The 11,829-nt window shown below is 37.9% G+C and carries 15 protein-coding genes; 3 read left to right on the plus strand and 12 right to left on the minus strand.

The window, feature by feature from the left end:
- Positions 1-84 precede the first annotated feature (84 nt).
- Positions 85-837 (plus strand): EAL domain-containing protein, encoded by a 753-nt coding sequence (locus tag AC19MV_RS16825; protein WP_498308972.1) that lies wholly within the window; start codon positions 85-87, stop codon positions 835-837.
- A 19-nt stretch (positions 838-856) separates the two neighbouring features.
- The gene (locus AC19MV_RS16830; RefSeq protein WP_498308973.1) at positions 857-1,468 is read left to right on the plus strand and encodes a hypothetical protein; all 612 of its coding nucleotides are present in this window, start codon (positions 857-859) and stop codon (positions 1,466-1,468) included.
- A 54-nt stretch (positions 1,469-1,522) separates the two neighbouring features.
- Here the strand turns inward: AC19MV_RS16830 and AC19MV_RS16835 are convergent, their stop codons facing one another.
- From AC19MV_RS16835 to AC19MV_RS16850, 4 genes are all read right to left on the minus strand, one after another.
- Positions 1,523-2,224, minus strand: a complete 702-nt coding sequence (locus tag AC19MV_RS16835) for a hypothetical protein (protein WP_498308975.1) — start codon at positions 2,222-2,224, stop codon at positions 1,523-1,525.
- A 207-nt stretch (positions 2,225-2,431) separates the two neighbouring features.
- Positions 2,432-3,178 carry a hypothetical protein gene (locus tag AC19MV_RS16840; RefSeq protein WP_498308977.1) on the minus strand — a complete coding sequence of 249 codons (747 nt, stop codon included), beginning with the start codon at positions 3,176-3,178 and terminating at the stop codon, positions 2,432-2,434.
- A gap of 41 nt (positions 3,179-3,219) precedes the next feature.
- Positions 3,220-3,573, minus strand: coding sequence for a hypothetical protein (locus AC19MV_RS16845; protein ID WP_498308979.1), 354 nt, complete (start codon positions 3,571-3,573; stop codon positions 3,220-3,222).
- An 8-nt stretch (positions 3,574-3,581) separates the two neighbouring features.
- On the minus strand, positions 3,582-3,770 hold the full coding sequence (locus AC19MV_RS16850; protein WP_498308980.1) for a hypothetical protein: 189 nt from the start codon (positions 3,768-3,770) through the stop codon (positions 3,582-3,584).
- Positions 3,771-4,235: 465 nt separating this feature from the next.
- Between AC19MV_RS16850 and AC19MV_RS16855 the strand changes: the two genes are divergently transcribed.
- Positions 4,236-5,057 (plus strand): hypothetical protein, encoded by an 822-nt coding sequence (locus AC19MV_RS16855; protein WP_498308982.1) that lies wholly within the window; start codon positions 4,236-4,238, stop codon positions 5,055-5,057.
- Between the two features lie 709 nt (positions 5,058-5,766).
- Here AC19MV_RS16855 and AC19MV_RS16860 read toward each other — a convergent pair.
- The 8 genes from AC19MV_RS16860 to AC19MV_RS16895 all read right to left on the minus strand — a co-directional run bounded on the left by AC19MV_RS16860 (position 5,767) and on the right by AC19MV_RS16895 (position 11,778).
- Positions 5,767-5,958 (minus strand): hypothetical protein, encoded by a 192-nt coding sequence (locus AC19MV_RS16860; RefSeq protein ID WP_498308984.1) that lies wholly within the window; start codon positions 5,956-5,958, stop codon positions 5,767-5,769.
- A gap of 9 nt (positions 5,959-5,967) precedes the next feature.
- Positions 5,968-6,885: a DNA cytosine methyltransferase gene (locus AC19MV_RS16865; protein WP_498308986.1), complete on the minus strand. Its 918-nt coding sequence runs from the start codon at positions 6,883-6,885 to the stop codon at positions 5,968-5,970.
- Positions 6,886-7,210: 325 nt separating this feature from the next.
- On the minus strand, positions 7,211-7,378 hold the full coding sequence (locus AC19MV_RS16870; RefSeq protein WP_498308987.1) for a hypothetical protein: 168 nt from the start codon (positions 7,376-7,378) through the stop codon (positions 7,211-7,213).
- A gap of 54 nt (positions 7,379-7,432) precedes the next feature.
- Positions 7,433-8,236, minus strand: coding sequence for a hypothetical protein (locus AC19MV_RS16875; protein WP_498308988.1), 804 nt, complete (start codon positions 8,234-8,236; stop codon positions 7,433-7,435).
- 329 nt (positions 8,237-8,565) lie between these two features.
- Positions 8,566-9,135 (minus strand): PIN domain-containing protein, encoded by a 570-nt coding sequence (locus AC19MV_RS16880; protein WP_498308990.1) that lies wholly within the window; start codon positions 9,133-9,135, stop codon positions 8,566-8,568.
- On the minus strand, positions 9,135-9,587 hold the full coding sequence (locus AC19MV_RS16885; protein ID WP_498308992.1) for an excisionase family DNA-binding protein: 453 nt from the start codon (positions 9,585-9,587) through the stop codon (positions 9,135-9,137). The genes AC19MV_RS16880 and AC19MV_RS16885 overlap by 1 nt, the downstream gene beginning before the upstream one ends.
- 412 nt (positions 9,588-9,999) lie before the next feature.
- Positions 10,000-10,464 (minus strand): hypothetical protein, encoded by a 465-nt coding sequence (locus AC19MV_RS16890; RefSeq protein WP_498308994.1) that lies wholly within the window; start codon positions 10,462-10,464, stop codon positions 10,000-10,002.
- 42 nt (positions 10,465-10,506) lie between these two features.
- Positions 10,507-11,778 carry a competence protein CoiA family protein gene (locus tag AC19MV_RS16895; RefSeq protein WP_498308996.1) on the minus strand — a complete coding sequence of 424 codons (1,272 nt, stop codon included), beginning with the start codon at positions 11,776-11,778 and terminating at the stop codon, positions 10,507-10,509.
- Positions 11,779-11,829: the final 51 nt, after the last annotated feature.

The following is an 11,829-nucleotide window of genomic DNA, read 5'->3' on the forward strand; positions in this document are numbered from 1 at the left end:
TAATGCGAGATTATTGATTGATATAAATCATCCATAATCGAATGAAATTCGTTCGACTGGATAGGTTTGTTAACCAATTTAACAATGTATAATCCGGCCCTGGGTATACGTCGAGGTCAGTTCAAACCATATGCCCAAGCCATTGTCGATACTTCAGGTAAATTTACTGGGTGCGAGATCCTTATGCGTTGGGAATACAAGGGGAATTTAATTAGCCCGAATTATTTCATTCCCGCAGCCGAAGAAAGTGCCTTGATTATACCTATGACGTTAAAACTGATATCCCAGGTTCATGCACTGTGTTTAGAAAACAACACAGCCAATAAGTCACCATTATATTTAAGCATTAACATTTGTCCTATTCAGTTATCCAAATCAAACTCACCCGCACTGATTGAGGCATGTAAGCTCATAACTGAGGACCACCAGCTTCAGCATCTAACACTCGTTCTTGAAATAACGGAGCGTCAAATTATCACTAATGATCCAGATACATTGTTGGCTGTCAGTCAGTTGTTAGAATTAGGCGTTAAGTTGGCTATCGATGATTTTGGTACTGGGTACTCTTGCCTTGAAAATATAAAAGATTTTAGAGTTAACGCTCTCAAAATAGACAAGTGCTTTATCGACCATTATCCAGATGATGAACACTGCTTCAATCTAGTCAGTAACATCCTCGACTTATCAAAGCGGTTAAGCATTCCAATCATTGCAGAAGGGGTTGAAACTCAAAAGCAAGCAGATGCTCTCGTGTTAAACGGTGTTACTAATTTACAAGGATATCTTTTCCACAAACCAGAACCCTTAAGCCAATTTTTACTAAACAGGCCATGTTAATCCACTCGAGCGACTATGTATGAAGCCTAATGTAAATCAAAATGATACAGCTGACGACGCAATATCGCCTGGTAGCTTTAATAATTACCAGGTCGAGAATGCCATACCCGTTAATATAGTTTCTACTGAAAAAATTGAAATTGAACTAGAAACTGATTTCACCATTGAAATCGATCCTTCGGTGTTAAAGCGAAGAGATTTTATAGTATTTGTTTTACATAAGCATAAGCATTTTCAAGCAGCTGAAATGGTCCAGTATTTAGCGACGGTACTTAATCAGAACGTAGAGGTAATCTTAAGCGATATACAGGCTCTACGAACAATACAGACCTTTAAAGCACACAAACGAAGAGTGAACGAACAGCTAATCCAGAAGGTTCGAATGAAGCAGCACCTTAAGGCTCAATGTTCTGAGGCTGTTTACAATAAAATGGATAATGCTGTGTCATTTGACAGTGATATGATTGTGAGTCTATCCCTACGTTATAATCAAATGCCTAAACAAATCTACAATGACATATTGTCTTATAAGCGGGTTGCAACTCAAGTCGCGAGGTATCGAAGCAATAATAAAAAGTTGGCCTTGATAAGGGGGTTGATAAAATCGGTCAGATTAAATCTCGCCTACTAAACTAATCTCATAATCGGTGATTGTTTATAGCTATGGCCGTATATCAAAATAAACTCATTTTCCGGTAGGTTTAAATATCTTAACAAATTTACCCCAAAAACCAGAAGTAGTCCTTTTGTTAGTTGATTCTTCCAAAATCATTTTACCTGCACCACCAAAAGCGAGTTCTCTTGTGATGTTTTGTTGTTGGCTAAACTTTTCTAGAATTAATAAAATTTCATTGTGTTGCACATGCCTAGCACCAAACGCGATGATGTGTTCGTAAACAAGACTGGCGTGGTAACTGTATACATCCTCTTCATCTGTTAATACAGGGAAAAGCTCTATGTTGTGACTAAGTGCTGACTGCTTATCTAAAACCCCATTAGGCACTACTACATTTGCCCATAGAGCCCCTGTGATGTCTAATATGTCACTATTCAAGCTAGTTGCATCGAGTTGAATCCATGCATGAAAATTACAATGAGGGTCAACCTCTCGTAAAAGCGCCTTTTCTATATACTTTATTTCGTTATTAGTTGGATGAACACCTGCTTGTTTCATACAACCAATCACGACGATAGGATCTTTCCCTAAATTCCACTGCCTAACTGTACCAATGATAGCTAAATGCGCAGGCAGACAGTTTGATTCCAGAGTACAATTCATCGTACTGCCTATTGACCACAACCATGAGCCATTTTTTCTAAGGTAGTTGTGCTTTAGCGCGTTAACCGCAATATTTTTTAATTCTTCAGCTTGCAGTTTTGTGACCATATTTTAAAGCCCTAGATTCAAATATTATTGTATGCAGTCACCGAGTAGGGTTTAGCAACAAACAATAGTGACGATAAACGTAACCGTTAAGATTTTGGCTTGTATTTCAGATACAAAATCACTATTCAGACCAAAACAATTTAGTGACCTAACATTTTGTGGGCTGAATAGTGATTATCACTCGTTTTGGCTAATGAAAACCTGTGGTCATTCTTTGCTCACATTGTCTCGATAATTCTTACCCGCGCTATAATTTATATAATAGCCTGCTAAATTCGTTGAAAAAGACGCGACAGTTTCAAAGGTTTGGATGTTTAATGTAGATTTATTTTTTGGATCTGTGGTATCAACCAATTTGATGATAGGCTCATCTAAAGAGCCCTCTTTTCCAATCATAATAACGTTGAAGGGGGTCGATGAATCAAGTGTAAGGACAAGATTGTCTGCATTAATTCTGCTACCAAACTGACCAGCATTTCTGATAGCCTTTTTCATATATGAACTAATCGTATCTTCCAACAGCAAAACGTTCATCTTCATGATTTCAAGATACTGTCCCTTTGGGCTGTTAATTACTCTATTTAAGCCTTTCATAGAACTCAGATCACTTTGTACCGCCAACTTGTTACCACTTTTGGTAAATGCCTTATATGCATCATCTAGTGGGCGCTTAGCGTTAATCCAATCGTCACCAGCATTTGGGTTTTGAACTAAACTAGAATATTGTCGATTCAATTCTTTGGCATTAGCTACGACTTCGTTATAGTTCATTATTAACGTTTTTAGCTCGCCTTCCGTAAATTTATACATAAAGCTAAATTGGGCCGTCTGTTCTTGAAAAAACGGCTCATTAGGAGCAATGAGTTTAACGTTTAGAGGACTTTTAACTTCAGCCTGTACTGAAAGCGTGGTAAGTCCAAATATAACGGCTAATGTAAAATTCTTTATCTTCATAATCTCCGGCCTAAATGTTCGAAATGGTTTATAGTTACAAATTAGCAATCATCACTGTTATCGATGTTTTTCATATTAACGCTAGCAATCAATAGATTCATCACAATTTGTTGCTCGCTTGTTAATTCTCTTATGGGGAATTCAGAGTATTTAGAATTGAAATACTGCTTTATGATAATGGCTTGAAGTGTAGCTACGTCGTTAATACCCGCTCCATCGTCAGGTACAGAAATATGTGACTCATTTACTATCATTTTAGTATCAGAACCTATTAATCGCACTTCGTAGACAACCCCATAATCTCTTGTAATACAGTCTGTAATAACACCGTCTTTAAGATGATCCCCAGGCACATTCACAAATACTTTTTGACTAATATTAAATTTTTTCAACATAGCTAACCTCAATTAGTGCGAGTTACATGAACTATTGAATCAGAAGCCCCAGCCAATTCAACAGCTTCAACTGAGATACTAATATGTAAAGATTTCACAAGGAATAGACCTTGAAATACCTTTGCTTTCTCTCCTGCGCTTAAGGTAGACACTTTACGTCCATGGAATGCTAAAAAATCATTTTGTTCGTTCGCCATGACAGCCCTTATTAATCGTTAATGTTTGCCGGTATTGGTTTACATAGATAACAAGCTAACACTAAACGTTAGGATTGCAATAGAATAAGAGTCGCAGGAAGCAAAGCCGCTTTCTGCTTCCAACAACTTAGCTAAAAATATACGCATACTCTGACATAAATATACCCATTGACTGACAAATCAGAAAACCTAATTTCACAGCCATTTCGGTAGGTTATTGATAAACAGTCACTAAGTGGCAAGTGCGGCCATTTACAGGTTCGTATTTGGCAGTTGTTATAATTTGTCAGACTATGCTTCAATAATCATTCAATTTATTGTTTTAATTAAGTTTATAAAACCACCAATTATTTCAATTACCATTTTTATGTCAAAGTATGGGTTCAATTTGTCAAAGTATGGGGTCAGTGGCAATAAGGATGCATTTTTGATGTTGATCGATGCTGGTGGCCACAAGGGATATTTATGTTAGAACAATTAGTGCTTTGGTGGCTGGGTGTGGTTAATAACTTACTCATTTGCTTTATGAGCATTCTATTACCATTATTTATACTATGGGTACTGCAGAGGTTTTTTGTCAGAATGTCGGTAACTCGGCCATCGATATTTAATCACACGACCGGACTTATCGGTGTACCAATACATGAGATCTCTCATTGTCTATGCTGCATCATCTTCAGACACTCAATCACAAAAGTTAAGCTCTATTCTTGGCCAACAAGTCATTCTAAGTCAGATGTCGCCCTTGGCTACGTCGAGCACTCGTTTAATCCAAATTCAATTTATCAAGTTGTAGGTAACTTTTTCATCGGTATTGCACCCATTTTTGGAGGGGTTGTGGCAACAGGCGGGGTTTCATTAGCACTATTACCTGGTGCCGATACCATGATGATCCGGTTATTTGATATCGTGAACATTGATCCACCAGCAGGCAGGTATTTTGAATTCTATTACCACTTAAACCTAGCGTTAATTAGCGAGCTATTGAGTTCATTACAAAGTGATTGGTTACAAAGCCCCATACAAGTCAGTATTTGGGTGTTTGTCGTCGGCGCGATAGGGTTATATTTATCCCCATCGAATGCTGATTTGCTCGGGTCTTTAAAAGGAGGGATGTACTTGTTGGGCTTTCTGATCCTGACCGATGTCGTCTTAGGTAACCAAGCGTTTTACGGTTACTTAACCACTGTATTTATGGGTTGGTCAGCTTTGCTTGTTGTGTGTATTTTCATGTCAGCCACAGTATTAAGCATGTTATGTGTTATCAATAAATTGATAACACATTAGGTATATAGAACTTAACCAGCCCGACTACGGCCCTAATTCGCTTCTAAGTGTTGAATTTTGCATACATAAACATACAGATAGAGCTGATAATAATAACGACTATATATGCCGCACGAATCGAATCAACGACATGTTGATTGCGTTGATTTCCGTCAGCATAATAAGTTTCACCGATTTTTGAATCATCTATTTCACGAGAAAATTCTGGGTTATTCCGACATATTTTACGATATATAAAGACTTCAGCGTAAATGATACAAACAATGATTACAGCGCTATAGATGTACATATAAAACCTCCGTGTTTCCGAACTTACTTAGAACATATCAGATTTGAAAGACATGGCCTTGCAGATATTTCTAAATCGCCCTACAAATTCAATTAATCTTCTATAGACCAGTGAAAACTGCAGATGTTTCGATTTTTGTGTTCAAGAACCCCCTTTTGATAGCATTGGTCCCACAACTGACTAGCCCATCCGTTCAAAAAGGATTCGTGAAAGAAAGTCGAGTTTTCTCCTATACGGTCTTGACTGCTATCGTTGTAACCTTGCCTCGCGGCCTCACGAAGAATGAATAGCCTGATATCAGCAATCAGCGCTTCATTAAAGTGCTCTTCAGTTTTACCTGACCACACAGGGATGCCGGTTTGTGAACATTGATAAATGGGAGCACAGTGTTCTGAACCTTGCGTTTTAATCACGCCCACATTACACCTCGCCATCGTTTTGGTTAAAGTCAGCTAACATTTCATCCCATACACCGGCATTACAAAGCGGTAGTTCAATAGGGTACTCAGTTGGTTTTTCGGTATGTTGTAATTGATACCATTTTCTAAATGTTTTGATGCGTTCAATTTCATTATAGATAAAGCAATCAAGCGACTCAGTTTGGTTTATCATAAAAATTCCTTATGCAGCAGCTAGTACAGCTTCAGTCACACGTTTTGCTAAAACAGGGGGCACAGCATTACCAATCATTTGTTTAGCTAGTGTGCGGTTAGTTGGTAATACATAATCTTGTGGGAATGATTGTGCAGCTGCTTGTTCAGATATGGTGATAGCACGTATGTAATCGCCATAGACGAGACTATGTTTATTCATTGTAAGGATCGAGCCGATAGGCTTATCTAAACTTCTTCCACTGGTCGCACTCCCATATGCAGCATCTAGAAAAACGCTCCCAAATTGCTTTCTACCATTTTCTACACGCTTGCGGGTTGCAGTGACACGATTAGTCACTAAATCCCAGTCGTGCCCTTCAAACCGTGTGTCGATGATCGTCCTTGCTGCAATGTGAGGCGACTTTTCTAAACTAAGTTCAATAGGGTGTGCAGTGCGAGTCGCAATAATAAAAAGTCGTAAACGATTCTGTGGGATACCGTAATCAGCGGCATTTAAAAAATTAAGCGAGAGTGAATAGCCTAACGATTTCATTGCGAACTCCCATGCACTGTAGAGCTCCCAACGCAAAAATTCAGATACATTTTCAATGATAACAACCGGAGTTTTATGGTTTTCAACACAAGAAACGATAGCCCAAGCAGTAGAGCGGCTTTTATCTGCCTTATAACTGCGCTTAGCTTTGCCAGCAGCGGAAGCATGACCCTGGCAGCAGGGGCTTGCATAAACGATATCAAAATCACGAGGTATTTCATTCCAATCTTGTTGATGCAAATCTTGGCAAGCGTGGATAGTATTAGGGTGATTAATAGCATGAATCTCTACCGCAGGAGGATTGTGATTAGCGGCCCAAATGATGTTTATTCCTGCCATTTCAGCACCACACGAGGTTCCACCAGCGCCACTAAATAAATCGATACCTTTCATCGTCTCATCCTATAAATTGATAAGAGTTAATAATCTCATGAACTTAAATTGGCACAAGGAAGTTAAGGGGTATCAAATGTTGTTTATTGTGGCATTTTATTGCAATTACAATGCAAGGTGTTAGGACTATTTACAAATAAGATATGTGAGCACTTAACGAATGGCTTAGTTATCCTATTTAATACAGTTAGTGATTAACAAGATAACGGTATATTTTATCTGAAGGTATCCTATTTAATACTGGAGGGATACTAAAGAACATTGAATGATTCATGGATTTGATTAGATTTCATAACACCGGTTGCGGCCCTTTCTTTTTGCTTTTTTAAAATTCTTTTTCATACTTTTTTCGATAATCGGCATCTTGATTCATGCATTCATTAATGTATTCGTTGTATTGAATAGAGCAATCTTCACTACAACAGTGTTCTGGTGACAGTGAATCTTCCATTTCTATTAGGCAATTGGGGCAATGTGGGACTGAACGGCTCATAACACACCTACTATTAAGTTATTAATTTACACAATATCAGATATATTGAGCGAGTTAGCGTCGATAAAAACTATAATTTGAATCGAATGGTAGCTCAATCCTCATCCCCAGAGCATCTAATGTGTTTGCCCTTGGTAGTTTGGTTGCTGAATGGTTAATTTTAACGTCCTTACACTCATTGGTTAGAACCATAAGACCAAGTGTAACCTGTTTACGAACAGGGTCACCTACCCTCTTAATTCTCACCTTATACTGTCTTCCTGTATGGATTCTTCTTTGTATAGCTTCACAACCATAATGGTTTAGAAAGTCATGCATTGGAATCACCAGTTCGTAAAATGTAGAAACACTAAATAAAGATTCCCTCTGAGTAACCCTATATTCAGCGCTACGCATCCCTAGATTATGTAAGGCTTTAACATTTGATTGAAAGATAGCTTTTAATATTGATTCATCATGCTCTGAATCAACCTTCTGAGTCTTTAAAGTTAGTATTCCTGTGTTAGCCATTAACTTTGATTGGTATGCATTCTGAGTGCTTATATTGAACTCTTCTACATCGTTGAAAATTTGCGGAAATCGCGGAGGAAACCGTTTGAACTTAGGCCCCATTGCTTTTTGATAATTCTTTTCCATTTCTTTTATAAGGTCAATCACATGACCAGGAGAATGGTGTAAAACTCCTATCCAGCGAATATATCGCTTCGGCTTACTTAATATTCCACCATAATCACCTAAAAATTCATCGTAAACTAAAGGTGTTTCTTCGTAATAACAATCACAGTTAGATCGTAAATAATCAAAAAGAGCGATTTCAGAAGCATAAAAAATGCTCCAATGTTCAGAGTTTCCTGTCATATAACCCCCTAAGTATTAAATAGGATAACTAGGTAATAAGTCTAAACTAAAATAAATAGTCCATCAAATAATCTATTAGTCTATTTTGTTAACCCCTTACACCACTTGTATTAAATAGGATAACTGTACCTCCATAGCTTACCGACTATAAGACCTATGAAAGACATCTAGTTTCCAAATTCCTGATAGCAAAACGGCACCTCATTAACCGGTGCCGTTACTTACTGGACATTCACTACTGCTTTGAAACATTAGATTCAGATTATGCTAAACCTATTCCAGCAAATGCATCACGCAATTGCTGAGCTTAATAGGACGATTATTTCGACTTAAAGCATAAGCCTAAAGTTTTTTAATTTTGAGACAAAGCTTGGGAGCTTCTGCTTTTGTAAGCAAGCTAAAAAATCGTCTTGACTCATTGGAGGCTTTTTCAACGAACCACGTTGTTGCTGAGCAGCCTTGACGCAAGCACTGCTATTTAGCTCAAACATATCGCATAGGAACTCATCTGGATGTATTGCAGAAAGACCTAACGGATGAAGCACGTTTTCGGGGAAGTCTTTTAGATTGAAGGTAATGATTGACTCTGCTTGCCCTTTAATAGCAGCAGCTACAACGTGTCTATCATCTACGTCTGGTAAGATTAAACCATTAATGAATTGTTCATAACCTTCAACCAAGCAGTCTGGTACATGAGCGTTCATTAACTGCTTGGTTTTTTCTAGCCTATGAGGATCAATATCAGGGTTGTTCTTTAAAAGATTACGAATCCATTCATCATGTATTTTCTCTGTCCAACGCGCCCTGAATAGCCCAGTGTTGGATAGATACATTAAATAACTCCTAAGGGGAGCTGGATACATAACACATGCGTCTAAAACTACCGTGTATGTTGCCATTAATATCCCATATCCAGTTCTTGATCTAATTCGGATAGTTCAGCAAGTGCAACTAGTCTGTTTTCTTCTAAACGGCTCTTGTATTCCATAAGATCAGCATAGGCCACCTTTCTACGGTTACCTGTGCGACTAAACATAATCTCTTGGGAATCTAAGAGCTTAATAAATGTAGGGCGAGACATATTTAGCATATCCGCACCTTCTTGTGTTGTGAGCTCTGCATGAATAGGTGTAATGCTAACAGAGTTACCCTGACCTAATTGAGTAAGCACCTCAATCATCATATTTAATGCACTTGATGGAATCATGACTTCGTGAGACTGACCTGAACTATCGATAACATTAATCCTTTGAGCTTCGCCATTAGTTTCCATAACGGCTGACAACTCTTGGCTACCAAGCTTAGCCAGTGCAATTTCTTCCGCGCTTAGCAATTTTGTAGCTGTATTCATCGTATTTCTCTCTGGTTTCAAATTTAGACAATAGAAATCTTTATACAACTACATTATCCGAAATATTCGAAAAAGTCAACATTCGAAATATTCGAAACGCTAGACGCGACCAGAGTCTTTAATGAGAAAGCATAATAGATCAGGCGGGACCGATGAATTAGAAACATTTTATGGTTGATATTTGTGATCTATTTCACCTATATTTAGCCACAAAACATTGATATGGAGCCTTCGAACCTATCGGTTCAAAATTTCACTGGTAAGGCATGGCGAATTAATAAAGCAAGGGTTTAGTCGCGGATATGTCGAATGGCAAAATCAATTTTAACAATGTTAAAGGTGGCATTTATCAGCTTAAAAGTTGATTAAATTAAACCTGCTTTAGCAGGTTTAAATAAGTTTAGTTTTTTATTTACGCTTCATAGAGCATCGTTGCTGCATAGGAAACTCTTTCTGGGCGGGACAATGCTATCACATGGTCTGCAACCTCTTTGTCAACTAGATTATCCATACAATAGAAAGGATGGCTATCGGACTGCCGCAAAGAGCAACCAAGCCCTTGGAGCAACCTTCCATCAGATACCGTTAATCTACCAAATTTAAAACCATCTTGTTCATCTGCCAGTAAATTACCTAAATAATGGATTAACTCACCCGTTTCGTATGATAAGGCCATTATTTGTGAATCATATATTCGTTTTCTTGCCCTATCCGATTCAATAGATTCCGCTAGCTGTAAGTCACGAACTATGAAAGCGTTACGGACGCACTTTTTTAGATAACTAACTCTCCACATAAGGAAAAAAACAATCAAGCTGACTGAAGGGATAATGTAAATGGCGTAGTCATTTAAATCGAATAATTCTAATCGGAACATATATATTACCTTTACTAGTTTATTGTATTAGTTGCAAAATGGTCAGTCTGGTGATAATTCGTTAACGAGTGAACTATGGAACGGCCATGGTATACCTCCCTTTCGGCACATAGCCCGTAGATCAGGTTCCAACCTTGTGAAATGGTTTTTAATTGTTGCATTTGCTTGAGCTGCTTTTTTCCATTGAGCCTCTTTAGATTGAAACTCAACCATGTCCTGGTCCAACCGCCTTTGCATGGCTATTAAATTTTCTTCAAACCCTCTACTTTTTTCTATTTTCACCTCAAGGTCTTCAAGCTCTAACTTTTTCGCTAGTTGTGTATCTACCATTAAGTCTATATCTGATAACAAAAATTTATGTTGGATGTATAAATGCTCCAATGTTTCCCCTCTTAACCGCTCTAAAATAATTTCATTTTCACTCTCTAACCTGGCTATCACTTCAGCTTCTAGCTGGTGGCGCGTTACGTTAAAAATGGTTCTAGCTGACTCAACACTATCTAAATACTCTTCTTTTGTGCGTTGAGTATTATGTTTTGTGGTCGCTAGTAGGTTTAGGGCATGCGTCATCTGCGCTTGGCAATGATCATACTTCTGTTTAAAGGTTTTTATATAATGCTGCATATTCTTAAGATCTTGAGATAATGCTTTTTTTTGAGCGACTAAGCCGATATTATTCTCTATCAAAGATTTAGTAACTTCTCGTTCGTGCTCCTGGAATATTGAAGCAACATGACCAACTGGTGCTACGGATAACCAAACACCTAAACTTTTACTTAAAAAAATCTCTATCTCTTCATCCGATATTGAATCAGTCAGTAAGTTAAAATAGCTAAAATCCAATTCTATGGCAGATGCGTTGATCCTCTTATAATCAGCTATCTTTGCCCTATCTACTTCATGAGTAACTTTTACCTCGATTACAAACCTCTCACCCTGGCGATAACAAGTTACATCTGGAATACGCTTGGATGGCCTTAGACTCTTTTCAAGTACAACCTCATCAAATTCAAGAGTTAAACGCCTTGGCTTGGTAAAGCCAATGGGCACAACTAATGACATATGCTTGGCTAAATAATTTTTAACTCTGAAATGAAGTTCACTCTCACCACTCCATATGCAATTCTGATTATCTGCCTCATTGTAATGCGAAAAGTGCCATTGATTAACTTGACCTTGTTTTGCAGATAAACGCCCTCCACAATCGACGCAAACACACGCGCAATCTAGACCATTCTTGACATGCTCTATTGAAACATAATCCCCGCTATCACTAAGCGCATAGGTCATTTTAACCGCTTTAAGGTTGTTCATGTGAGTACCCTACAAAACACTATACAATTACCTATAAATTAAACGATTAGC

This window comes from Shewanella sp. MF05913 (assembly GCF_059758095.1).